This window comes from Bradyrhizobium sp. LA2.1 (assembly GCF_040547725.1).
GTDB lineage: Bacteria > Pseudomonadota > Alphaproteobacteria > Rhizobiales > Xanthobacteraceae > Bradyrhizobium > Bradyrhizobium barranii.
Window position 1 is genome coordinate 136,120 of the sequence record NZ_JBEPQI010000025.1, and the last position, 22,174, is coordinate 158,293.

At 65.8% G+C, this 22,174-nt stretch carries 20 protein-coding genes; 13 read left to right on the forward strand and 7 right to left on the reverse strand.

Features of this window, described 5'->3' with window-relative positions; translation table 11 throughout:
- Positions 1-154: 154 nt before the first annotated feature.
- Together ABIB95_RS36480 and ABIB95_RS36485 are read left to right on the forward strand one after the other, a co-directional pair.
- The gene (locus tag ABIB95_RS36480) at positions 155-1,084 is read left to right on the forward strand and encodes an efflux RND transporter periplasmic adaptor subunit (RefSeq protein WP_071908567.1); all 930 of its coding nucleotides are present in this window, start codon (positions 155-157) and stop codon (positions 1,082-1,084) included.
- The gene (locus ABIB95_RS36485) at positions 1,084-4,218 is read left to right on the forward strand and encodes an efflux RND transporter permease subunit (protein ID WP_354246907.1); all 3,135 of its coding nucleotides are present in this window, start codon (positions 1,084-1,086) and stop codon (positions 4,216-4,218) included. The genes ABIB95_RS36480 and ABIB95_RS36485 overlap by 1 nt, the downstream gene beginning before the upstream one ends.
- 141 nt (positions 4,219-4,359) lie before the next feature.
- Here ABIB95_RS36485 and ABIB95_RS36490 read toward each other — a convergent pair whose 3' ends face one another.
- Positions 4,360-5,034, reverse strand: a complete 675-nt coding sequence (locus ABIB95_RS36490; protein WP_028149299.1) for a Crp/Fnr family transcriptional regulator — start codon at positions 5,032-5,034, stop codon at positions 4,360-4,362.
- A gap of 247 nt (positions 5,035-5,281) precedes the next feature.
- Here ABIB95_RS36490 and ABIB95_RS36495 point away from each other — a divergent pair, with 247 nt between their 5' ends.
- The 3 genes from ABIB95_RS36495 to ABIB95_RS36505 all read left to right on the forward strand — a co-directional run bounded on the left by ABIB95_RS36495 (position 5,282) and on the right by ABIB95_RS36505 (position 11,097).
- Positions 5,282-7,324, forward strand: a complete 2,043-nt coding sequence (locus ABIB95_RS36495) for an AsmA family protein (protein ID WP_354246910.1) — start codon at positions 5,282-5,284, stop codon at positions 7,322-7,324.
- A 247-nt stretch (positions 7,325-7,571) separates the two neighbouring features.
- Positions 7,572-10,019 (forward strand): adenylate/guanylate cyclase domain-containing protein, encoded by a 2,448-nt coding sequence (locus ABIB95_RS36500; protein ID WP_354246913.1) that lies wholly within the window; start codon positions 7,572-7,574, stop codon positions 10,017-10,019.
- A 211-nt stretch (positions 10,020-10,230) separates the two neighbouring features.
- A complete protein-coding gene (locus ABIB95_RS36505) occupies positions 10,231-11,097 on the forward strand; it encodes a hypothetical protein (protein ID WP_354246916.1) in 867 nt (288 codons plus the stop codon).
- On the opposite strand, the gene ABIB95_RS36510 is transcribed toward ABIB95_RS36505, so the two are convergent.
- Together ABIB95_RS36510 and ABIB95_RS36515 are read right to left on the reverse strand one after the other, a co-directional pair.
- Entirely contained in the window at positions 11,098-12,378 is a 1,281-nt protein-coding gene (locus tag ABIB95_RS36510; RefSeq protein ID WP_354246947.1) for a Spy/CpxP family protein refolding chaperone, read from the reverse strand.
- A gap of 142 nt (positions 12,379-12,520) precedes the next feature.
- Complete coding sequence (locus ABIB95_RS36515) at positions 12,521-13,546, reverse strand: LysM peptidoglycan-binding domain-containing protein (protein ID WP_354246919.1); 1,026 nt, start codon at positions 13,544-13,546, stop codon at positions 12,521-12,523.
- A gap of 187 nt (positions 13,547-13,733) precedes the next feature.
- Here ABIB95_RS36515 and ABIB95_RS36520 point away from each other — a divergent pair, with 187 nt between their 5' ends.
- Together ABIB95_RS36520 and ABIB95_RS36525 are read left to right on the forward strand one after the other, a co-directional pair.
- Entirely contained in the window at positions 13,734-14,429 is a 696-nt protein-coding gene (locus ABIB95_RS36520; protein ID WP_354246922.1) for a hypothetical protein, read from the forward strand.
- A gap of 157 nt (positions 14,430-14,586) precedes the next feature.
- Positions 14,587-17,250 (forward strand): bifunctional diguanylate cyclase/phosphodiesterase, encoded by a 2,664-nt coding sequence (locus ABIB95_RS36525; RefSeq protein WP_354246924.1) that lies wholly within the window; start codon positions 14,587-14,589, stop codon positions 17,248-17,250.
- Between the two features lie 35 nt (positions 17,251-17,285).
- Here ABIB95_RS36525 and ABIB95_RS36530 read toward each other — a convergent pair whose 3' ends face one another.
- Positions 17,286-17,609 (reverse strand): hypothetical protein, encoded by a 324-nt coding sequence (locus ABIB95_RS36530; protein WP_354246927.1) that lies wholly within the window; start codon positions 17,607-17,609, stop codon positions 17,286-17,288.
- Between the two features lie 370 nt (positions 17,610-17,979).
- Between ABIB95_RS36530 and ABIB95_RS36535 the strand changes: the two genes are divergently transcribed.
- From ABIB95_RS36535 to ABIB95_RS36545, 3 genes are all read left to right on the forward strand, one after another.
- Complete coding sequence (locus ABIB95_RS36535) at positions 17,980-18,246, forward strand: hypothetical protein (RefSeq protein ID WP_166346517.1); 267 nt, start codon at positions 17,980-17,982, stop codon at positions 18,244-18,246.
- Entirely contained in the window at positions 18,239-18,535 is a 297-nt protein-coding gene (locus tag ABIB95_RS36540; RefSeq protein ID WP_028149307.1) for a hypothetical protein, read from the forward strand. Before ABIB95_RS36535 ends, ABIB95_RS36540 begins: the two co-directional genes overlap by 8 nt.
- A gap of 117 nt (positions 18,536-18,652) precedes the next feature.
- Positions 18,653-18,931 carry a DUF1488 family protein gene (locus ABIB95_RS36545; RefSeq protein WP_028149308.1) on the forward strand — a complete coding sequence of 93 codons (279 nt, stop codon included), beginning with the start codon at positions 18,653-18,655 and terminating at the stop codon, positions 18,929-18,931.
- On the opposite strand, the gene rpsU is transcribed toward ABIB95_RS36545, so the two are convergent.
- Both rpsU and ABIB95_RS36555 read right to left on the reverse strand, forming a co-directional pair.
- Positions 18,921-19,202, reverse strand: a complete 282-nt coding sequence (rpsU, locus tag ABIB95_RS36550; protein ID WP_063980487.1) for a 30S ribosomal protein S21 — start codon at positions 19,200-19,202, stop codon at positions 18,921-18,923. The two genes, ABIB95_RS36545 and rpsU, sit on opposite strands and share 11 nt — an antisense overlap.
- Positions 19,203-19,388: 186 nt before the next feature.
- Entirely contained in the window at positions 19,389-19,715 is a 327-nt protein-coding gene (locus ABIB95_RS36555) for a hypothetical protein (protein ID WP_354246950.1), read from the reverse strand.
- Here ABIB95_RS36555 and ABIB95_RS36560 point away from each other — a divergent pair.
- On the forward strand, positions 19,675-19,971 hold the full coding sequence (locus ABIB95_RS36560) for a transcriptional regulator (RefSeq protein WP_354180298.1): 297 nt from the start codon (positions 19,675-19,677) through the stop codon (positions 19,969-19,971). The genes ABIB95_RS36555 and ABIB95_RS36560 overlap by 41 nt on opposite strands.
- Positions 19,972-20,001: 30 nt before the next feature.
- Here ABIB95_RS36560 and ABIB95_RS36565 read toward each other — a convergent pair whose 3' ends face one another.
- The gene (locus ABIB95_RS36565) at positions 20,002-20,124 is read right to left on the reverse strand and encodes a hypothetical protein (RefSeq protein ID WP_256376446.1); all 123 of its coding nucleotides are present in this window, start codon (positions 20,122-20,124) and stop codon (positions 20,002-20,004) included.
- A gap of 405 nt (positions 20,125-20,529) precedes the next feature.
- On the opposite strand from ABIB95_RS36565, the gene ABIB95_RS36570 reads away from it, so the two are divergent.
- Both ABIB95_RS36570 and ABIB95_RS36575 read left to right on the forward strand, forming a co-directional pair.
- Positions 20,530-20,667 (forward strand): hypothetical protein, encoded by a 138-nt coding sequence (locus ABIB95_RS36570; protein ID WP_175627410.1) that lies wholly within the window; start codon positions 20,530-20,532, stop codon positions 20,665-20,667.
- A 124-nt stretch (positions 20,668-20,791) separates the two neighbouring features.
- The gene (locus ABIB95_RS36575; RefSeq protein WP_354246930.1) at positions 20,792-21,907 is read left to right on the forward strand and encodes a lactonase family protein; all 1,116 of its coding nucleotides are present in this window, start codon (positions 20,792-20,794) and stop codon (positions 21,905-21,907) included.
- Positions 21,908-22,174 lie beyond the last annotated feature (267 nt).

Here is a 22,174-nt window from a genome sequence, read left to right on the forward strand (position 1 = left end):
TGCCAAATCCTTTGAAGTGCCAAGTCGTGATGTGGTGTAAAGTCTTGCTTCAAAAGCGCGTCCCGCAGCCTTGCGGGACGCCGCTTTATTTCAGGGAAACGCTCTCAGCAGGCCTCGTGCGGATGGCCGTGAGCCAGGCCAGGACAATCCGGCGATGAACGCCTCCGAATATCTCAAGCCTGCCGGAACCGTGGTGTTCGTCGTTGCGCTCGGCGTCGGCTATTATCTGTTCGAGCATCGGCATCGCCCCGAGGCGAAGGAAACGCCGAGCGAGGCGCTCGTCATCGTGACGAAGTCGACCAACGCCTGCTTCTCCGACCTCGTGCGGGTGACCGGCTTCTTCGTGCCGCGCCGCGAGGCCGTGGTCGTCGCCGACCAGGAAGGCTCCAGGGTCACCGACCTCTTCGTCACCGAAGGCGCCATGGTCACCGACAATCAGGAGCTGGCGCGCCTGACGGCGCCGCCGCAGATCCCCGGCCAGCCGCAAAGACCCGGCCCGCAAGGCCCGATCTCGCTGAAGGCGCCCGCGCCGGGCCTCGTTACCGAAGTACGCACCATCGTCGGCGCGCCCGCCTCGCCGCAGGCCGGCCCGATGTTCCGCATCGCCGTCAACAACGAGATCGAGCTCGACGCCCAGGTCCCGGCGGTGCACATGCCCAAGCTCAATCCCGGCGCGACCGTGCGCATCAGCCGCGATGACGCGCCCGATTTGATCGGCCGGGTCCGGCTGGTCGCGCCCGAAATCGACCGCACCACGCAGCTCGGCCGCGTCCGCATCAGCGTCACCAACAATCCTTCGCTCAAGGTCGGCGTGTTTGCCCGCGCCTCGATCGACGCCAAGCGAAGCTGCGGCGTCTCGATCCCCAAGACCGCGATCGACCATCTCACCATTCAGGTCGTCAAAAACAATATTGTCGAGACGCGCAAGGTACGGGTCGGGCTGTCGTCCGACAGCGCGACGGAAATTCTGGAAGGCCTCGAGGTCGGCGAAATCGTCGTGGCCGACGCCGGCTCTTCGCTCCATGACGGCGACCAGATCAAGACCATGTTCGCCGATGAACTCGATCGCACGCGGGTACGCTGATGGCTCTCAATATCTCGGCTTGGTCGATCCGCAATCCGCTGCCGTCGGTCGTCTTCTCGATCATCCTCCTGGTCCTCGGCTGGGTGTCCTTCACCAAGCTCGCGGTGACGCGGCTGCCTTCGGCCGACATTCCCGTGATCTCGGTCGTGGTGTCGCAGTTCGGCGCAGCACCCGCTGAGCTCGAATCCCAGGTCACCAAGACGGTTGAAGATGCCGTCTCCGGCGTCGAGGGGGTCAGGCACATCACCTCCTCGATCACCGACGGCGTGTCAGTGACCACCATCCAGTTCGCGCTGGAAACCAACACCGACCGCGCGCTCAACGACGTCAAGGACGCGGTGACGCGCGTGCGCTCCAACCTGCCGCAGAACGTCACCGAGCCGCTGATCCAGCGCGTCGACGTCATCGGCCTGCCGATCGTCACCTATGCCGCGATCTCGCCCGGCAAGACGCCCGAGCAGCTCTCCTATTTCGTCGACGACGTCGTCAAGCGCGCGCTGCAGGGCGTGCGCGGCGTTGCCCAGGTCGAGCGCATCGGCGGTGTCGAGCGCGAGATCCTGGTCTCGCTCGATCCGGACCGGATGCAGGCGATGGGGCTGACCGCGGTCAATGTCAGCCAAAGCCTGCGCGGCACCAATGTCGACGTCGCCGGCGGCCGCGCCGAGATCGGCAAGAACGACCAGGCGATCCGCACGCTTGCGGGCGCGAAGACACTGGGCGATCTCGCCGGCACCATGATCCCGCTGTTCGGCGGCGGTGAGGTCCGGCTCGACGATCTCGGCACCGTCACCGACACCATCGCCGACCGCCGCACCTTCGCCCGCTTCAACGGCGAGCCGGTGGTCGCGCTCGGCATCAAGCGATCCAAGGGCGCCAGCGATGTGAAGGTGGCCGAGGCCGTGCAGAAGCGCATCGACGCGCTGAAGGCCGCCTATCCCGACGTCGACCTGAAGGTGATCGACACCTCGGTCGAATATACCAACGGCAATTACCACGCGGCGATCTCGACCCTGTTCGAAGGCGCCATCCTTGCCGTCATCATCGTGCTCCTGTTCCTGCGGGACCTGCGCGCCACCATCATTGCCGCGATCTCGCTCCCGCTGTCGATCTTCCCGGCGTTCTGGGCGATGGACCTTCTCGGCTTCTCGCTGAACCTCGTCAGCTTCCTCGCCATCACGCTGTCGACAGGTATTCTCGTCGACGACGCCATCGTCGAGATCGAGAACATCGTCCGGCACATGAACATGGGCAAGTCGCCCTATCGTGCCGCACTTGAAGCCGCAGACGAGATCGGCCTTGCGGTGATCGCGATCTCGCTGACCATCATTGCGATCTTCGCGCCAGCGAGCTTCATGTCGGGCATCGCCGGACAGTTCTTCAAGCAGTTCGGCATCACCGTCTCGGTGCAAGTGTTCTTCTCGCTGCTCGCGGCGCGCTTCGTCACGCCGGTGCTGGCCGCCTACTTCCTCAAGCACCATGCGCACGAAGAGCCGCCGCCCGGCCGCGTGCTGCGGGCCTATCACAGGATCGTGGCCTGGTCGGTGAAGCACCATTTCATCACCGTGCTGATCGGCTTCGGGGTGTTCGCCGCCTCAATCTGGAGCATCACGCTGCTGCCGCAGGGCTTCCTGCCGGCGCAGGACAGCGCGCGCTCGCTGCTGGCGCTCGAGCTGCCGCCGGGCACCCAGCTTGCCTACACCGAGAAGGTCACCGAGGACATCGTCGCACGCCTGCGCAAGCGGCCGGAGGTGAAGAGCATCTTCGTCGATGGCGGGCGCGTCCCGCCGGGCACCCAGGAAGTCCGGCGCGCCTCTCTGATCATCAACTACACGCCCAAGGACAGCCGCGACATCACCCAGCGCGAGCTCGAATTCTCGATCAGCCAGGAGCTGGAGAACGTTCCCGACATCCGCTTCTGGTTCCTCGACGAGAACGGCCTGCGCGCCATCTCGCTGGTCGTGACCGGCGTCGACGCCAACATCGTCAACAACGTCGCCAGCGAGCTCGCGACGCAGATGAAGCGGATTCCGACGATCTCCAACGTGATCTCGGAAACCACGCTCGAGCGGCCCGAGCTGCGCATCGAGCCGCGCGCAGATCTCGCCGCGCGCCTCGGCGTCTCCACGGAAAGCCTGTCGCAGACCATCCGCGTCGCCACCATCGGCGATGTCGGGCCCGCGCTCGCCAAGTTCGACGTCGGCGACCGCCTGGTGCCGATCCGCGTCCAGCTCGAGGACGCCGCGCGCGGTAATCTGAGGACGCTCGAACAGCTGCGCGTGCCGCTCGGCGAGCGCGGCGAGAAGGGCGGCGTGCCGCTCTCGGTCATCGCCGACGTCAAGCTCGACCAGGGTCCGACCAGCATCAACCGCTACGATCGTGAGCGGCAGGCAACCGTCGCCGCCGACCTCGTCGGCTCCGCCGCACTCGGCGACGCGACCAAGAAGATCTACGACCTGCCGGTGATGAAGAGCCGACCGAAGGGAGTGAAGGTCTCGCCCTCCGGCGACGCCGAAAGCCTGAACGAGCTGTCCGACGGCTTCGCCACTGCTATCACCGCGGGCCTGATGATGGTCTACGCCGTGCTGGTGCTGCTGTTCGGCACCTTCCTGCAGCCGATCACCATCCTGTTCTCGCTGCCGCTCTCGATCGGCGGCGCCATCGCCGCCCTGCTCATCACCGGCAAGCAGCTCACCACGCCGGTCTGGATCGGCATTCTGATGCTGATGGGTATCGTCACCAAGAACGCGATCATGCTGGTGGAATTCGCCATCGAGGCAATCCGGGCCGGCAAGCCGCGCGAGGAAGCGATGATCGACGCCGGCATGAAGCGCGCGCGCCCGATCGTGATGACCACGATCGCGATGGCCGCGGGCATGACGCCGAGCGCGCTCGCGGTCGGCGCCGGCGGCGAGTTCCGCTCGCCGATGGCGCTCGCGGTGATCGGCGGCCTGATCTTCTCGACCATCCTGTCGCTGGTGTTCGTGCCCGCGATGTTCATGGTGATGGACGATCTCGGCGCCCTGATCTGGCGATTCGCAAAGCGCCTGATCGTGCACAGCGAGGATGCCGAGACCGCCGATCATCACGGCGCGGCGCCGGATAAGAAGGGCGTGGTACAACCCGCGGCGGAGTAGCCGTGATACGGACGTCGACAGCTCAAGCTGGTTCAGCGAGCGGTGTCAGCGAACCCGGCGTCGCAGGAGATCGTCTCCGCTACGAAGCGTTCAAGCGCACCGGTCGCGCCGTCCGAACGGCGAAGCGGTTTAGCCGATCCCCTACTCGTTCCGCGCGATGGCCGTCAGCTTGGTCATGTTCCGCAGCAGGATGCGGCCGCGCTGGAGATCGAGGATCGCCTCCTTGCGCCAGGCCTGAAGCTGGCGGTTGACGCTCTCGCGGGCCGCGCCGACGAAGATGCCGAGCTGCTCCTGCGAGATGTGGACCTCCGAGCCGAAATCGGCGGCGAGCGCGCAGAGCCGCCGCGCCAGCCGCACCGGCAGCGGTTGCAGCATGGATTCTTCCATGCGCTCGCTCTGCCAGCGGATGCGCTGGCACAGCAGCGCGATGATCTTGATCGCGACCTTCGGCTCGCGTTCGAGGAAGCTGAGAAAATCTTCGCGCCGCAGCACGAACAGTTCACTGGCTTCCCCTGCGGTTGCATCCGCAGTGCGGCTCTGGCCGTCCAGCACCGCGACCTCGCCGAACAGGTCGCCCGGCCCCATGAAGTTCAGGGTCAGACGGCTGCCGTCGGAGACGCCGGTCTCGATACGGACCTGGCCCCGGCGCACGCCGAACAGCGCGTCCCCCGCATCGCCCTTCTGGAACAGCACCTCGCCATTCCCCAGATGCTGGGTGTGGCAGAGATTCGACAGCCGCTGGAGTTCGTCTGCGCCGAGATCGGCGAACATCGCGTTCATCTTCAGGATGACCGCAAATTCGGCCTGCTTGCTCATTTCAATGTCCTTGTGAATTTCCTTAGCCAGTTTCCCTGGCAAATCGCTTGGAACCATCAAATCAGGATCGCGTAATACCGCGCCGGGGAAGTGTGTCATAAGTCACATAACTTTGCAGCACCCCCTGACTATTTTTACGTGCTTGGAGCCGCTTCCCGTCCGGGGATAAACTCAGGCGCAAAGGACGGATGCATAGGACGGTCATCTTCGGGATTCGCCGCCGATTGTCCGTCGTTGGAAAGTCGACATGAGAGCAGTGAAATTCGCCGGCGCGGCGATAGCCGCCGTCATCATCGTGATCGGGCTTCTCCTCGTGATCGGGATTCCCTCGGGATTCCTGACCACGACGATTGCCTCGCGGGTCGAGAGCGCGACCGGCTACCGCCTGTCCATCGACGGCACCACGAAGATCAGCCTGTGGCCGACGCTGAATGTCACACTCAACGATCTCACGCTTCAGGACCCGAAGGACCGCAGCGGCATCACGCGCCTGACGGTCGACAGCGTGCAGGCCGACATGTCGCTCTCGAGCGTATGGTCGGGCAGCCCGAAGATCAGCGAACTCGTCGTCACCCATCCCGTGCTCCACCAGCCGCTGCTGCGTGAGCGACTGCCGAATGCCGGCACCGCGTCGAAGCCGCTGGCGCTCGACACCGGTGGTGCGACCATCGACCGCGTCAAGGTCGTCGACGGCGAAGTCGCGTTCGCGCGCGTGCGCGACCGTGTCGAGGGCCGCATCAGCGCCATCAACGCCGACGCCGTCGTTGGCCGCGACCGCAAGGTCGACATCGCCGGCACCGCGCGGGTCGGCGATCACCCGACCAAGTTCGACATCAAGGCGTCGACGCCGGCGCCGCCGGCCGACCGGCCGACCATTCCGGTGGATTTCGCCATCGACATGCCTGATGTGCTGAAGTCCCAGCTCACCGGTCATGCCGAGATGCGGCTGAGCGGCGATGTCGTGATGATCAACGGCGTGAACGGCAGGCTCGGCGACGGCGCCTTCAACGGCTGGGCCTCGGTCGATATTGCGAGCAAGCCCCTGGTCAAGGTCGATCTCGACTTCCAGCGGCTCGCGATTCCGGTGGCGAAATCGCCGGAGGGCACGTCGGGACAGCCCTGGAGCAATGCACCGATCGACGTGTCCGGGCTCAATTATGTCGACGCACAAATCAGGATCTCCGCGAACGAGGCCGTGATCGGCGATGCGCGCCTCGCGCCGCTGGCACTCGATGCGAAGCTCGCCGGCGGCGTGCTGAAGGCGGGCACCGCCAATCTCGGCGCCTATGACGGCCAGGTCTCGGGCGAGGTGATCCTGGATGCCACAAGCGGTGCGCCGAGCTTTGCCATGCATTCCGATCTCGTCGGCGTGCGCGCTTTGCCGCTGCTCCAGGGCCTTGCCGAGTTCGACCGGATCGACGGCAAGCTGCAAGCCAAGCTCGCGTTGCGCAGCGCCGGCACCAGCCAGCGCGCGCTGATGGCAAACATGCAGGGCACGGCCTTCGTCAATTTCCAGGACGGCGCCATCCGCGGCATCAATATCGCGCAGATGATCCGCTCGCTGACATCGGGCACGCTGTCCGGCTGGCAGGACAGTGAGGCCCAGAGCACGGATCTGTCGCAGCTCTCGGCGTCCTTCCGCATCGACAAGGGTCAGGCGGTGACGACCGATCTCAATCTGATCGGACCGCTGGTACGCGTGACCGGCGCCGGCACCATCGCGCTCGACACCAAGATGATGGGTTTTCGCGTCGAGCCGAAGCTCGTGATGACCACCGAAGGCCAGGGCCGCACATCGGAGCCGGTCGGCTTCGGCATTCCCGTGATGATCCAAGGCAGCTGGTCGCAGCCGCGGATCTACCCTGACATGGCCGGCATGCTGGACAATCCGGACGCCGCCTATGCCAAGCTGCGCGAGATGGGCAAAGGCCTGTTCGGCCCTGATGGCGCCGGGCTCGGCAATCTCCTGGGCAGCCTCGGGTTGGGCGGCGCCGCAGCGCCGGGCAGCGGCAACGCGGCCGGCAATGCCAATCCGCAAACCCAGCAACCGGGACAGAACAACCCGCTCGGCGGCCCGCTGGGCGAGGCGATCGGCAATTTGATCCAGCAGGGGCTCTCCAGCGGCGCGGGGACCAGCACCGGCACCGGCCGCAGCCGCGGCCTGCCGGCAACACCGTCCACCCCCGCTCCGCAGGCCTCTCCCGCGCCCCCGACCCAGGACGACCCGGCGGTGGTGCAGCAGGACAGCCAGCCGATGAACGACGTGCTGCGACAGCTCTTTAATCGATGATTGGCCGACCAACGCACTGGACTCCACGCCAATCCCTACATCGGCCTCCCCGTCCGCCGCTTCATCCAAAGGGATGAGGCTGCGACAATTCACGACCCTTTCGGCCTAGCCCGGCGTCGACAGCGGGTAACCACGCTGGCCGGTCGACCGGTCGCAGGACGGTCCCGTGGCCCGAATTGTGGTAGAAGGGCGCCTGGACCGGTACGGCCCGTAGCGCCGGCGTCGATGACGGCGCGAGAGGATCTGGATGGCGGGAGCGAAAGACAAGACACGGTTTCTGCGCGAGGGCCTGTTCGCCAAATATGTCGTCTCCCTCGTCGGCCTCGTCGTGTTTGTCCTCGCCGTCAACGGCGCGATGGAGACCTGGATCTCCTATCGCGCCACCAAGACCCAGCTGACCGACGGGCTCGACGACAAGGCGCAAGGAGCCGCCCGGCGGATCGAGCAGTCGATCTCCGAGCTCGAGCGCCAGATCAGCTGGGTGACGCGGGCAAGCCAGGACACGCTCGAGAAGCGCCGCGCCGACTACGCATCGCTCCTGCACCAGGTCTCGGTCGTCAACCAGCTGTTCCAGCTCAACGGCGAAGGACGTGAGGTGCTGCGCGTCTCGCGCCAGTCGACCACGACCGGCGGCAATGCCGACCTCTCCCGAGACATGCGCTTCACCGATACGGTTGCCCGCGGCGTCAGCTACGCGCCGGCCTGGTTCTCCGACCGGACGCCGATGATGTCGATCTCGGTGGCGCATTCCGGCTTCAATGCCGGCGTCACCGTGGCCGAAATCGACCTCAGCTTCCTCTCCGACTTCCTGTCCGACGCCCAGGTCGGCAAGGCCGCGTTCGCCTATGTGGTCGATCCGCGCGGCCGCGTGCTGGCGACGTCGTCGAAAGGGCCCGATGTCGGCAAGGACCTGTCGAAGCTGCCGCAGGTGGCGGCGGCGATTGCGCCCGGCCGCGAGCCCGACACCTCAGGCACCGACTTCAACGGCCATGCGGTGATGAGCGCCGCCAGCACCGTGCCGAAGCTTGGCTGGAACGTGATGTTCGAGCAGCCGACGACGCAGGCGTTGATGCCGATCCGCGACCAGCTCGTGCGCATCGCGCTGTTGATCGGCATGGGCCTGATGGTCGCGATCCTCGCCGGCACGCTGCTCGCCCGCCGCATGATCATCCCGATCACGGCGCTGCGCGACGGCGCGCACAAGCTCGGCGAAGGCGATTTCAGCCACCGCATCGACGTCCATACCTCCGACGAGCTGGAAGACCTCGCCGGCCAGTTCAACCGCATGGCCGGCCAGCTCCAGGAAACCTATTCGGACCTGGAGACCAAGGTCGAGGAGCGCACCCGCGATCTCGCGCAGTCGATCAACGAGCTCAAGGCGCTGGAAGAGGTCGGCCGCGCGGTCGCCTCCTCGCTCGACCTCAACGCCGTGCTACCGACCATCGCGGCGCGCGCGATCGAGATCACCCATGCCGATGCGGTGCTGATCTACGGCTTCGATGCCGAGACGCGCAGCTTCAACCTGATCGAATCCAACGGCATCGACAAATCGGCCGACGGCGCGCATGTCACGATCCAGCAAGGCGCGAACATCCTGAGCGATGCCGCCGACAGCGGCGAGCCGATCGCGATTGCCGATCTCGACCGGGCCTCCGAGCAGCCGCTGCGCGACGTCGCGATCGATGCCGGCTTCCACTCGGTGCTGGTGGTGCCGCTGGTCGACCAGCAGGGCACGCTCGGCTCGCTCGTGGTGCTGCGCCGGGCCGGCGGCGAGTTCGGCGGAAGCCTCACCGGCCTGATGCGCACCTTTGCCAACCAGGCCGTGCTGGCGATGCGCAACGCGCGGCTGTTCACCGAGGTCGATCACAAGGGCCGCGAGCTCGCCGCGGCACATAACACCGTGCAGCAGCAGGCGGCAAAGCTCCAGGAGCAGACCGAGCAGCTTCGCAACTGGAACCGCTCCCTGGAAGAGCGCGTCGAGAAGCAGCTCGGCGAGATCAGCCGCATCAAGCGGCTCGAACGATTTCTCGCGCCGCAGGTCGCGCAGCTCATCGCTTCGTCGGATGGTCATGACTCGCTGCTCGACAGCCATCGCCGCGAGGTCACCGTGCTGTTCTGCGACTTGCGCGGCTTCACCGCCTTCACCGAGGCGACCGAGCCGGAAGAGGCGATGAACGTGCTGCGCGAATATCACGCAGCGCTCGGCAAGCTGATCTTCAAATACGAGGGCACGCTCGACAAATATGCCGGCGACGGCGTGATGATCCTGTTCAACGCGCCGATCCAGTTCGAGGACCACACGCGGCGCGCGGTCCAGATGGCAGTGGAGATGCGCGACACGATCGGCCCGCTGACTGAGAAGTGGCGCAACCGCGGGCACACGCTCGGCTTCGGCATCGGCATCGCGCTCGGCTATGCCACGCTCGGCCAGGTCGGCTTCGAGCAGCGGCTGGAATATGCCGCGATCGGCAGCGTCACCAACCTCGCCTCGCGTCTGTGCGACGAAGCCAAGGCCAACCAGATCGTCGTCAGCCGCCGCGTCTACGGCATCGTCGAGCCCTGGGTCGAAGCCCGCGCGCTCGACGACCTCGTGCTCAAGGGGTTCAACCACCCGGTGCTGGCGATGGAGATTTTGTCCTGGCGCGAGGAAGTGGAGAACGTGGTGGATGCGTCCGCAGCGCGGCGGAGAGGGTAGCCAACAACAAAAACCGCGAAAACAACCCCATGCACAGTAGGCGGGGACTGTCGGATCAATGACTTACGCGGGTGCCAGAGTGGTTTGACACGTCGGGCAAAACACCGACAGAATGGCATCATCTCCCACATCCCTCCCACGAACCACATCCCTCCTCCCTGCGACTAACCATCGCCTCGATAGCGAGGTCAGAATCTGGATGGAGACGATCGTGGCGTTTGCCTTGCCTTCGCGCGCGTATGATTTGCAGATGCTGGACCGTCCCGCTGATCGTGCGCGCGATCACGGTTGGGTCTTTGGCCTGCCGCCGGGCATCAGCAGCGAGCAATGGCCGCTCGATCCCGTCACCGGCTTTCCGTTGATGCACGGCTTCACCTTGAAGCTGCCGGAGGATTATCGCGTGCATGGCGAGGACATCGTTGCGGTCTCGTTCTTCGCCACCGCGCCCGATCACAATGACGGCGGGGCGCCCGATGATCCCGAGATTCGCGAGGCCGTGGCGGCGCGACCAGCGCATCCGCGGCTTTCGCGCATGACCGATATTCTCGACTACGAATATGCCGCGTTGCTGCTGACCAAAGCCGAATATGAGGGCGCGTTCGCGGCGCCACCGGCACCGCTTCCGCTTGCGACGGCAGATCGGCCGCGCTGGCTCGACGTCGGCGGCGCCGGTGCCTTCTTCGAGGCCGCCGCGCCTTACGCAAAAAAGATGTTTGCCGCGCAGCCGCGCGCCGATCTCAGCGAGACCCGCGCGATCGCGCTTGTGCCGCGCGCGACCGATCCCAATGCCGGCAAGGGCCCGCAGGACGAGCACACAAGGCAGAACCCGCCGACCGGTTATCAGCCCTACTATTACTATGTCGGCGGCGTGCCGAGCCGCGACAATTTCCGCCTGCACGACTGGGGCAAGGATCACGCGCACAACCATCTCGGCGGCACCATGCGGCCGTGCCAGGCGGTGCCGGAGATGAGCCCGTTCTACATCGAGTTCGAGGAATATTTCGGCGGCTACAATTTCGGCGGCGGCAACGCGCAGCTCGACTTTAGGGATATGAAGTTCGACTGGGCGTGCGGCTGATCACGCCCCTCGCTTCGGCCCGATCGCCTCGAAGCCCGCCTTCTGCTCGTCGCTCAAGTCTGCCTCGAAATCGTCGAGCGCGTCGCCGACGCCCTTCACTGCCTGCAGCATCGTCTCCAGCCGCGCCTTCACGGCGGTGAGGCGGGCCTTGGGCGTGGGCTCGGCCTTGAGCTCGGTCTTGGACGGGCAGGCACTCAGCGTCTCCATGGTGCGCAGCGTGGTGTCCTGGAGCACCTCGAACCGGGCGCGAGCGGTGTCGTCAAGCCTCAGCGTGGACGCGATCTCGCCGGCGGGCCATTGCTGCTGCACGAGCTGCTCGTATTGCCGCTGCGCCTGCACATCATAGCGGGGATCGTAGCCGGCCTCGCACGCGGCTGGCGCCTGCGCATCCTTGCGCTGGCCGACCGCAAGCGCGGCACGGCGCTCATTGGCCAGCGCGTCGAGCTTTGCCTTCTGGCCGGCATCGAGGAGATCGACGAATTTGGCGAGCGGCGGCGCGATTGCGTCGGTCGCCTTGATCATGGCCGCGAGGCGCGTCTGCATCAGGCCGAGGCGCTCCGCGGCGGTCGCGGGGGCCTGCGTCGGGCAGGCCGTGCGAATTGTGTCGCGCGCAGCGACCCAGGCGGTCGCGAGCTCATCGAGCGCTGCGCGCTGCAATTCGTTCGGCTGCACCAGGACGACGATACGGTCGACCGGCAGGCCGCCGGTGTCGCTGGCATCGCAAACGGCCTCGACCGAAGGGACCTTTCGCGCGCGCCTGCCTTGCGGCGCTGTGTAGGCGGCGAACTCCGTGGCCGCATAGGGCGCGAAGATCGCGGCGTAGATGTCGCCATAGCCATAGAGCGAGAGGCTGGTCGTATCGCCCAGGATGATCGCGGTGGTGAGGTCGTCATGCGCGAACGGCCAGAACACCGGGCCCGCCCAGCCATAGCTGCCATCGGGGCGGCGCCACCAGCCCTGCGGGCGGCGGCCACCGTGCCAGCCCGACAGCGCAGCTTGCGCCGTGAGCGCGGCGCGCAGGATGTAGGGATTGGGCGGCTGGCCGCGCTCGGCGCCGCGCGGATCCTGCGACCGCAACGCGGCGGAGCGGTATCGGCCGCCTCGCACCCCCATGCGCGCATGGCGCAGGCGCGACATGCCGATCACGTGGCCGACGGCAAAGCGCGCGACACCGAGCGGACCGCCGCGCAATCCGAACTGCGCCTCGGCTTTACTCGGCAGCAGCACTGCCGCAATCATGAGAGCAGCGCCCGCCAGCGCCAGTCCCATGCGTCCGGACATGAAAATGGACCTGACCACCTCGGCCTCCTCCCAGCGCCAAGCGCGCACTGGGTCGCATCACAATGACGCGCTGGGGAACCGAATGTTCCGGAGAGACGGAGGGCAAAGCGTCGCAACGCGCACCGGCGTTGCCGATGCGACCTCAATCCACCTTCCGCGGCACCACAAAAGACTGGCCGGGATAGATCAGGTTGGGGTTGTGGATCTTGCCCCGGTTGGCGTTGAAGATCACCGCGTAGCGGGAGCCGTCGCCGTAAGCGAGCTTGCTGAGCGCCCACAGGCTGTCGCCGCGGGAGATCACCCGGCTGCCGCCTGCTTCGGCCGGTGCACCGCTGATGATTTCCGCCGGCGAGGCCGATGCAACGGTCGTGGCCGCGGGTACTCGCGCCATGACCCTGGGTTTCGGTGCCCCGATAAATCTCGGCTGAACCGTCGGCCTGTCATGCGCCGATGCCTGGCGCGCCGATGCCGACGGCAGGGATGCCACGACATCAGACTTGTCGTCGGGCTTCTCGGCCTGCCTCGCGACCGGCGCGGGGCGCGCGGGCGGCGGCGCGGCTTCGGCGATGGTCACCGGCATGCTGCGGCCCGACTGCGTCACGGTACCGTCAGGCGCTTTCGCCCGCAGGGTCAGCTCATAGGTGCCGGCGGGAAGCTGCGGCGGGGTCATCACGAACTGGCCCGAGGCATCGGCGACCACCGTATCGAGCGGCTTGCCGTCGCGCAGCAGCTCGACCTGTGCACCCGGCGCGGCCCGCCCCGCAATCACCGCCGCCTCGCCGTGATCGTCGACGCGCGCAACGTCGAACCGCGGGCCGGCATCGGTCGTGGCCGCCGGCGGCTTGGCCGGCACGAGATCGGCCAGCGCCGTGGCCTGCTTCTGCGTCTCGGCCAGCGCATCCACCTTCGGAGCGGAGGCCGGGGGCGCAGGCGGCGCGGCGGCGAGCTTTGGCTCGTCCAGCTTCGGCTCTGGCTTGGTCTCGGCCTTAATCTCGGCCTTGGTCTCCGCCTTGGCTTCGGGCTTTGCCTCCGGCTTGGCGGCGACGGCGATCTCGGTCTGCGCGCCGCCCGGCAGCAGGCGGCGCAGCTCGGTGGGACCGATCACCAGCAGGGTGCCGCCCACCGCGAGCAGGCAGAATGCAATGAAGGCCTTGGAAGCGGTGATCATCAGACAATGAACCCTTGGGTCGCAAATCAACCGAGGCCGGCAAATTGCGCCGATTTGGCTGCGTCAGCAAGTCGATCATTGGGATGATGCACCTTTCGTTCCGGCACGCCCGGCGTGAACCGGCGGGGCACCGACGGCGTCAAATCACCGAGGCCGCATCGCGGTCATTTCTTGAGGATTTTTTTCCGTGACCGCATTTTGCCGTCCTGCACCATGGCTGGCGCTTGTCCTGACACTGGCCGCTTCTCCGGCGCTCGCTGCATCCGGCCCGCCGCCGGACTACATCCTCACCAACAATGCCGGCCTCGCCTTCACCTCGCCCGATGGCGCCACCAGGATCGAGCAGTTCATGAAGGACGGCGGGGATTGGGACGTCAAATGGCAGGCCTGGGCTCGCCGCGGCGAGCAGATGACGGAGCTGAAGCCCGAGCAGGGCTACGGGGCCGGCTTCCGCTTCACCAGCGACTCGCAATGGCTGGTGCGGATGCAGAAGACCGGCTCGGGCGAGCAGGACCTCTATCTCTACCATGTCGAGAAGGGCACCTTCGCGAGCGCGACGAGGAAGCCGCTTAGCGATCTGGCCTGGGCCTATTTCTACGGCCGGCCGGAGACGAAGAGGTTCGCCAAGCTCGACTTCCACATCTCGGCCAATCTCATGGAGGGTACGGAAGAGGCCTATCGCTCGCTCGGCATGGACTGGCCCAACAACCGCTACCTCGTGATCTCGCTGTCGGGCGAATATGACAATCATCCCAAGAACGTCGCCATGAAGGGACTGGGCGGCTGGCATTGCCGCTATGATCTCGAGACCGGAAAGTTTGACGTGCCCGAGACGTTCGCCAAGAAGAATGCGGAAGCCTTGAGGTGGGAAATCCGCCGGTGATCCCCCGGAATCGCGTCACCGTAATCCAGCCTGCGGAGCTCCCGCCGATCGAGGGAAATCAACCCTCTGATTCCGTTCCGATTCATGTTTTCCTAACCCTTACTGGTAACGGGCTCTTGTCGGTTTTGCTGCATCTTGCATCCCACGGGAGGGCTGGATGGGCACATCAATCCGATGGACCACGCGCATGCGCGCGTTGCTCCGCCGTTGGCAGGGCGCGCCGCTGACGTGGCTGATCGCCGGCGGCTTCGTGCTGATGGTCGCGATGGCCATCGGCACCGCGCTCACCGTCGATCGTTTCCGGCAAAATGCAATCGAGAGCGGCCGCGACAGCCTGGAAAACTCCGTGCGCATGCTCGCCCGGCATTTCGACCGCGAATTCGCCGACTTTGCGGTGCTCCAGAAGAGCGTCATCGCCGAGCTCGAAAGTCACGGCATCGCATCCGCCGATGTCTTCCGCAGCGAGATGGCCACGCTGGCCATGCACGAGGTGCTGCGCGCCAAAGCCAGCGGCTGGTCCGACGTTGCCGGCGCCAACGTGTTCGATTCCAACGGCGTGCTGATCAATTCGTCGCGGCGCTGGCCGGTCGCCGAAATTTCGGTCGCCGACCGCGGCTACTTCAATCGCCTCAGGAACGATCCGGCCTCGCAGGAAGAGATCGAAGTCGTGCCCGGCCGGCTCGGCAACGGACCTGCGATCGTGTTCGCGCGACGTGTCTCCGGTCCCCACGGCGAATTCCTCGGCATGGTGTCGCGGGCTATTTCGCCGGAGCAGCTCGAATCCTTCTTCGCCTCGGCGGGGCTCGGCGAGGAATCCTCGATCGCGATGCACCACCAGAATGGCCAGCTGCTCGCGCGCGTTCCGCATGTCGACGCGATGATCGGACAGAATTTTCGCAACGGCACGCGCGAGCAGATGGCGGTGTTCGAGCGCACCTTCGTCACGACGCAGCTCGCCAGCCCGATCGACGGCAAGGACCGCATCGTCGCCGCGCGCCTCCTGACCGGCGAGCCGCTGGTCGTGGTCGCGACCAAATCGCTGGACGCGACGCTGGCGACCTGGCGGACGCAGACAAAATTCTTCGTCGCCGTCGCCGTGCTGTCGATCGGCCTGCTCGTGCTCACGCTGTTCCTGATCTTCCGCCAGATGACTCGCAGGCTCGCCGCGGAGAAGCAGCAGCTCGACACCGCGATGAACACCATGACGCAAGGCCTGTTGATGTTCGACCAGGACGAGCGGCTGATCGTCTGCAACCGGCGCTACATCGAGATGTACGGACTGTCGGCCGACGTGGTGAAGCCCGGCGCCTATTTCCGCGACGTGATCCAGCATCGCCATGACACCGGCTCGTTCCACGGTGACGTCGCGTCCTATTGCGACGACATTCTGAGCAATACCGGGCGAACCCAGAGCGCCGTCGTCGAGACCGCGGACGGCCGCCTGATCGAGATCAAGAACCAGCCCGGCGCCGCCGGCGGCTGGCTCGCGACCCACGACGACGTCACCGAGCGCATCCGCGCCGACGAGCGCATCGCGCATATGGCGCATTACGACGCGCTGACCGACCTGCCCAACCGCGTGCTGATGCGCGGCCATCTGGAGCGCCGCATCGCGGAGCTTGCCCAGGGCCAGCCGTTCGCGATCCTCTACATCGACGTCGACGAGTTCAAGGGCGTCAACGATTCGCTCGGCCACGAGGTCGGCGACGAACTGCTCCGCCAGGTCGCCAACCGCCTGCGCGCCTGCGTCAGCGGCAACGATCTCGTTGCGCGCCTGGGCGGTGACGAATTCGCCATCGTCAAGGCCGGCACCAGCGACCGGGCCGAGCTGACGGCGCTGGCGGAAAATATCCTGAAAGCGCTGCGTACGCCCGTGGACTGCAAGGGCCAGGAGATCCCGACCGATGCCAGCATCGGCATCGCGATCGCGCCCGATCACGGCGACAATCTCGACGATCTGCTCAAGCGCGCCGATCTCGCGATGTATGCCGCGAAGTCCGAGGGCCGCCGCACCTTCCGCCTCTTCGTGCCCGAATACGACGCCAAGGCGCGGCTGCGCCGCCAGCTCGAGCTCGACCTGCGCCAGGCCCTCGCCCGCGGCGAGTTCGAGGTGCACTACCAGCCGCTGGTCGATCTCGCGGCCAACGTGGTCAACGGCTGCGAAGCGCTGCTGCGCTGGCGCCATCCCGAGCGCGGCATGATCTCGCCCGCGGACTTCATTCCGGTCGCGGAAGAGACCGGACTGATCGGCGAGATCGGCGAATGGGTGCTGAAGCAGGCCTGCACCGAGGCCGCGAGCTGGCCCGGCGATATCCACGTCGCGGTCAACGTCTCGCCGGTGCAGTTCCGCGCCAGGACGCTGGCGCTCAAGGTTGCAGCCGCGCTCGCGGAGTCAGGACTTGCGCCCGGACGGCTCGAGCTCGAGGTCACCGAGACCGTGCTCATCCGCGACGACGAGGAGGCACTGACGATCCTCCAGCAGCTGCGCGAGCTCGGCGTGCGCATCGCGCTCGACGATTTCGGCACCGGCTATTCGTCGCTGAGCTATCTGCACCGCTTCCCGTTCGACAAGATCAAGATCGACCGCAGCTTCATCAGCGACATCGGCCAGTCCGAGGATTCCTCCCCGATCGTGCAGGCGGTGGTGCACATGGCCGCCGCCCGCCACATGGCGACGACGGCCGAAGGCGTCGAGACGGAAGCCCAGCGCGAGGTGCTGCGCCAGCTCGGATGCAGCCAGATGCAGGGCTGGCTGTTCAGCCCGGCCGTGCCGGCGGCGAAGCTGAGGCAGCTGTTGTCGGCGCAGGCGGTGGCGGCTTAGCGCGGCCAGTCACCCCATCCCTCGCCGACGCCTCGCTACTTCTTCTTCGCCGGTCCGAAATCCGGTTGCCAGGCGGCTTCCTTGCGGCTCGGCGCCGCCGCGATCACCTTGGATTTTTCCTTCTTCGGCTTCTTGGTTTCGCGATTACCGCGTTGCTGGCCCTTTGCCATGTCGCTCTCCGTTGGTTCGAGCTCGTCGAGCTCATCCGATTGCAGCAGCCGTCCACGAGGGGTGCAGACCCTGACGTCCATGTAGCCTTCGCGCAGCAGTTTTCGAGCGAGGCGCAGCGCGAACGTCGCCTTGCCGCGACCGAGATTGGAGCTGCCGTATTCGTTGGTCCCGTTGACCAGATACGGCACACTTGTTGCCCTAGCCATTGAAGATGGCGGCCGCGCCGACGAGAAGCAGAAGAAACCGCGGAACCATCACCGGCGGCACGATCCGATCCGCGATGCGAACGCACGCCATCGAACGCTCCTGCGAAGCCTTCGGCGGGAGCACACGTGCCCCTCAGTCACCGGTCGAAGCCGTTGAGACGTGCGGTGATGGCAGCGACCCTACGCCCGCACCGAGCCAATAGCGAGGGTTAAAATGCTGCGGAAACAATGGCTGCTGTGACATCGTCGCTTGCCGGCCCGGCGACGATAGTACTGGCTATTGCCGCGGCGAGCGCGCATGGTCGTGACGGCCGGCACCGGTTGGGGCTTCACTTGCGAAAGGCAGGCCTGCATGACCATCCGCTCGCGGCGTGAAACCGTCACCTTCAGGCATCCGTTCCGCATCCGCGGCGTCGAGCGCATGTTGCCAGCCGGCGCCTATGAGGTCGTCACCGACGAGGAGGCGATCGAGGGCCTGACCTTCGCGGCCTATCGCCGCGTTGCCACGATGATCACCGTGCCCGCCGAAGGCCCCCGCGGCGCCATGGAGATGCTGTCGATCGGCTCGGTTGATCTTGCGAACGCGCAGGCCGCAGACGCGAGCGTGGCGAATGACTGACCGCACCGTCGATCTCGACAAGCACCGCGGCATGGCTGCGCAGAAGGCGACCGACCTGCGCCGCGCGCTGGCGGAGGTCGAGGCCAATGTCAGGGAGTTGCGCGAGCGCGAGGCCGATCTCGAGAACCGCATGATGACGGTGCCCGCCACGTCCTGGCCGGAAGCGGCGGTGAAGGCGCGCCATCTGCTCAACCTCTATGCTGCGAGCCTGCCCGCCGAGGACACACGCCACCGCGCGCTGGTGGCTGCGCTGTTGGACGATTTCGTCCGGCTGTCGGGGGATGACTGAGGCAAACGACGACCGCCTGCAGTCTCGACGCGCGCCGTGCTCCGGCCAACCGGGAATCGGGCGGCGATGATTTGAGGGACAATCATGCCAAGAAGCAATCAGGTGACGGAGTAAGCCATGACATTGACCAGCGGCCGCTTTATCGGCCACGAATACGATCGGATGATCGTCCGGTTCTCGATGCATGACGGCGCCAGGGAGATTCCTTGCGCAATCTCGACCTCGGCGATGGACTACCTCGAGCCCAGCCCGCAGGTCAGGCCCGAGCAACGTGAGGCCCAGTTCACTCGCCTGCGGGATCGCATCGAAGCACGCGCGGCGAGCAAATATCGCGCGACGGAGTTCGAAGGCACGCCGCCCGGCATCGTGCTGCGAGGCATCGACTTCAGGCTATAGGGACCCGAGCCTTGACATCCGGCAGGGGCGGCTTGCGCTCAAAAGGCTTCTTCTTCGGCGGCGCGGGCAGCAATCCTTCGCGGATTGCCTGCTTTCGCGCGAGCTTGCGGGCGCGTCGAACGGCCTCGGATTTCTCGCGAGTCTTTCTCTCCGAGGGCTTTTCGTAGGAACGCCGCTGTTTCATTTCCCGGAAGACGCCCTCGCGTTGCATCTTCTTCTTGAGAACACGGAGTGCCTGCTCGATATTGTTGTCTCTGACGAGTACCTGCAATCGATCCTCCTCCTCGCTTGGGGCTGCAAATGCGACACGCCCTGCATGGCAGCCAATTGCGCAGGAGCTTCATTGCGAATTTTGAGGATAGCGCTGCGACATTCGTCGCCAGCTTCGGACAAGTCGATGCGCTTGTCACAGCGATGCAACTTCGCGCTGGCACGTGACCACTCCAGTGCAGCCCTGTCAATCGATAAAGCCTTGGCTGCACCTCGACCGGATCGTGTGAAGCCTCTCGATCGAGGCGCCGGAGCTGCCTGGCTGAGCCAAATCGGCCTCGCCGTCCTTGCAGAAAATTGAACGGAACATATATCGAGGGTGTTCGATCAACCGCTGTGCCTTGTTGAATGCGCCTGCGGGCACCTTTTCCAAAGACATCGACGGAGTTGAAAGTGTTCGCGCGATTGTCGCGCGCCAGCCCGTTCGATCCCCGGATTGCGCGGGTTTTGCCGGTTGCACAACGGAGTGAAGCGTGAGCGCCAGGAAATCCGCCGAGCTGTCACCCGAAAGCATCGCGCGCTCCAATCGCAGGCGCCTCGCCGCCGAAGAGGGAGCACTTGCAATGGCAGACGTCGAAAGGCAGTCCATCGAAATTCGCAAGAACATGGCGCGGCTTCGAGAGGCGCGCGAAGCCAAGCAAGCGGCTGACGCAGCCCTTCAGGCGACCTTGCCGGCGCCCACGGTCAGGAAGCGCGCGAGCAGAGCGGCGCGAAAGCCGTCTTCGACGCCGGCGACGGAGCAGCCATCGCTACCCGCGAACGGTTCATAGCCCCAGAGATCGGGCCTCAGGCGCGCGGGCTCACTTCGCCTGCTTTGCCGCCCGGATCTCGGCGAACTCGGCGTCGGGATGGGTGACGATGGTGGTGAACATGATGCCGCTGATGATGAGCGACCAAGCGGTGTTCCAATAGATCCAAAACACGTGCCAGCCTCCGGTTCGACCTCGTCCGCTTGCGGGATCAGCATAACGGCAAGGCGAGGCTGATGTTCCCGGCGCGAAATACAGCGCTATTTTTGTTTGGTCGGCGGCGGCGTGCGATCGGTTTGGCCGGTGTGGCGCTTTGCCACGACGTCCTCATCGCGCGGACCCTCGCGCGGGCGCGGCGGCGGCTTGGGGTGGCCTTTCTGGCCGCATGCTTGCCGCCCATGTCGGGCTTGCCTTCGAGGTCATTTTCACGGGGCATATGGGTCAATGCACTTCCGCGGCATTGGTTCGCAATGCCGATGCCATGTTGTGCCTGTGAACGAGTTCATAGGATCGTCGCCGTTTGCAGTGCACGATCATGTGCGGGCCCCGGGGTTTCAAACAACGGATGGACTTGGCTTGATGCGGAAACGATTGGTCGCCTGGACCATTTTGACCTGCGCGCTGCTGGCGGTGGCCGTGTGGGGCCTGCTCGGGGCACCCAACACTGCGTCCGGCCCGCATCTGCCGTCCCGCAGCCAGACGGCCGCAGTGCGGTAGCCACCCGCGCGACCGATACAATTTCGGCATCGATCGATCTTCAACCGGAACTTGGTACGGCGGCACGGCTCCCGCTATCCTCCGGACAAAACGACAAGGCCGTAACGCTGTAAGGAGGAGCCCCATGCCGAGACCGACACGCCGCATCGCGCCACGCGCTGCGATCGCCACCACCCTCGCCTTCCTCACCCTCGTTTCTGGAGTCCGCCCCGGCATGGCCGAGACCTTCGCCTATGTCGGCAACGCCGACAGCAACGACATCAGCGTGTTCAAGCTGGCCGAGAGCGGCGAGATGACACCGGTGCAGACCGCCGCCTTCACCGGCGTCGACAAGCCCGGCTCGTCGACACCGCTCGCGATCACACCCGACCACCGCGTGCTGATTGCCGGCGTGCGCTCGCAACCATTCCTCGCGGTGAGCTTTGCGATCGATCCCAAAACGGGCCAGCTCAGCCATATCGGCAACGGACCGCTCGCCGACAGCATGGCGAACATTGCCGTCGACAGCACTGGCAAATTCCTGTTCAGCGCCTCCTATGGCGGCAACAAGGTCGCGCTCAATCCGCTGCTCGCCAACGGCGTCGCCGGCGAGCCGAAGCAGGTGATTCCGACCGGGCTGAACGCGCACGCCTTCCTGCCCTCGCCCGACAACCGCTTCGTGTTCGCGACCAATCTCGGTTCGGATCAGGTGCTGACCTTCGCGTTCGATGCAGTCGCGGGCACGCTGGCGCCGAGCGATCCGCCGGTGACCAAGGTGCCGGAGAAATCGGGACCGCGGCACTTCGTGTTTCATCCCAACGGCAAGTTCGTCTATCTCATCCATGAACTGAACGGCGACGTCGCGGCGTTCAGCTATGAGGCCAAGAGCGGCGCATGGGACGAGATCCAGCGCACCACCGCGCTGCCGGAAGGCTTTTCCGGCAAGCCCTGGGCCGCGGACATCCACATCACCCCGGACGGCCGCTTCCTCTACGCCTCCGAGCGCACCACCAACACGCTCGCCGGCTACAAGGTCGACGCAACAAGCGGCAAGCTGACCACGATCGGCAGCGTGCCGACGGAGAAGCAGCCGCGCGGCTTCCACATCGATCCGTCGGGGCGCTACCTCGCCGCGGTCGGCGAGCTCTCCGACAGCATGACGGTCTATGCGATCGACCAAAGCAGCGGCGCGCTCACCAAGCTGAAATCCTATCCCACCGGCAAGAAGCCGAACTGGGTGGAGTTTTTGACGCTGCCGTGAGGGATCCAGTACCTCCACAGCGTCATGGCCGGGCTTGACCCGGCCATCCACGCCTTGCCCGCGGTGCGAAGAACGTGGATGCCCGGGACAAGCCCGGGCATGACGAGTTTGTCGGGCGGCAACCACCGGCGAACCTCTTCGCTTATGCCACGACTAATCTACCAAGTGGCATCGCGCCGCCTGCGCTGCGGCATTCTCATCCGGCCGGCCCATGGTCCGCCGCGGTTGCTTCTGCTAACGATGAGGCCGTCAAGGCCCCAACCGGAA

What these genes read in the sequence shown, in the direction of transcription:
- ABIB95_RS36495 (WP_354246910.1), top strand. Translation starts at nt 5,282, where the DNA reads ATGAGAGCAGTGAAATTCGCCGGCGCGGCGATAGCCGCCGTCATCATC.
- ABIB95_RS36540 (WP_028149307.1), top strand. Translation starts at nt 18,239, where the DNA reads ATGACTGACCGCACCGTCGATCTCGACAAGCACCGCGGCATGGCTGCG.
- ABIB95_RS36555 (WP_354246950.1), bottom strand. Translation starts at nt 19,715, where the DNA reads ATGCTTTCGGGTGACAGCTCGGCGGATTTCCTGGCGCTCACGCTTCAC.
- ABIB95_RS36575 (WP_354246930.1), top strand. Translation starts at nt 20,792, where the DNA reads ATGCCGAGACCGACACGCCGCATCGCGCCACGCGCTGCGATCGCCACC.
- ABIB95_RS36515 (WP_354246919.1), bottom strand. Translation starts at nt 13,546, where the DNA reads ATGATCACCGCTTCCAAGGCCTTCATTGCATTCTGCCTGCTCGCGGTG.
- ABIB95_RS36535 (WP_166346517.1), top strand. Translation starts at nt 17,980, where the DNA reads ATGACCATCCGCTCGCGGCGTGAAACCGTCACCTTCAGGCATCCGTTC.
- ABIB95_RS36480 (WP_071908567.1), top strand. Translation starts at nt 155, where the DNA reads ATGAACGCCTCCGAATATCTCAAGCCTGCCGGAACCGTGGTGTTCGTC.
- ABIB95_RS36500 (WP_354246913.1), top strand. Translation starts at nt 7,572, where the DNA reads ATGGCGGGAGCGAAAGACAAGACACGGTTTCTGCGCGAGGGCCTGTTC.
- ABIB95_RS36525 (WP_354246924.1), top strand. Translation starts at nt 14,587, where the DNA reads ATGGGCACATCAATCCGATGGACCACGCGCATGCGCGCGTTGCTCCGC.
- ABIB95_RS36545 (WP_028149308.1), top strand. Translation starts at nt 18,653, where the DNA reads ATGACATTGACCAGCGGCCGCTTTATCGGCCACGAATACGATCGGATG.
- ABIB95_RS36490 (WP_028149299.1), bottom strand. Translation starts at nt 5,034, where the DNA reads ATGAGCAAGCAGGCCGAATTTGCGGTCATCCTGAAGATGAACGCGATG.
- ABIB95_RS36485 (WP_354246907.1), top strand. Translation starts at nt 1,084, where the DNA reads ATGGCTCTCAATATCTCGGCTTGGTCGATCCGCAATCCGCTGCCGTCG.
- ABIB95_RS36570 (WP_175627410.1), top strand. Translation starts at nt 20,530, where the DNA reads ATGCGGAAACGATTGGTCGCCTGGACCATTTTGACCTGCGCGCTGCTG.
- ABIB95_RS36510 (WP_354246947.1), bottom strand. Translation starts at nt 12,378, where the DNA reads ATGTCCGGACGCATGGGACTGGCGCTGGCGGGCGCTGCTCTCATGATT.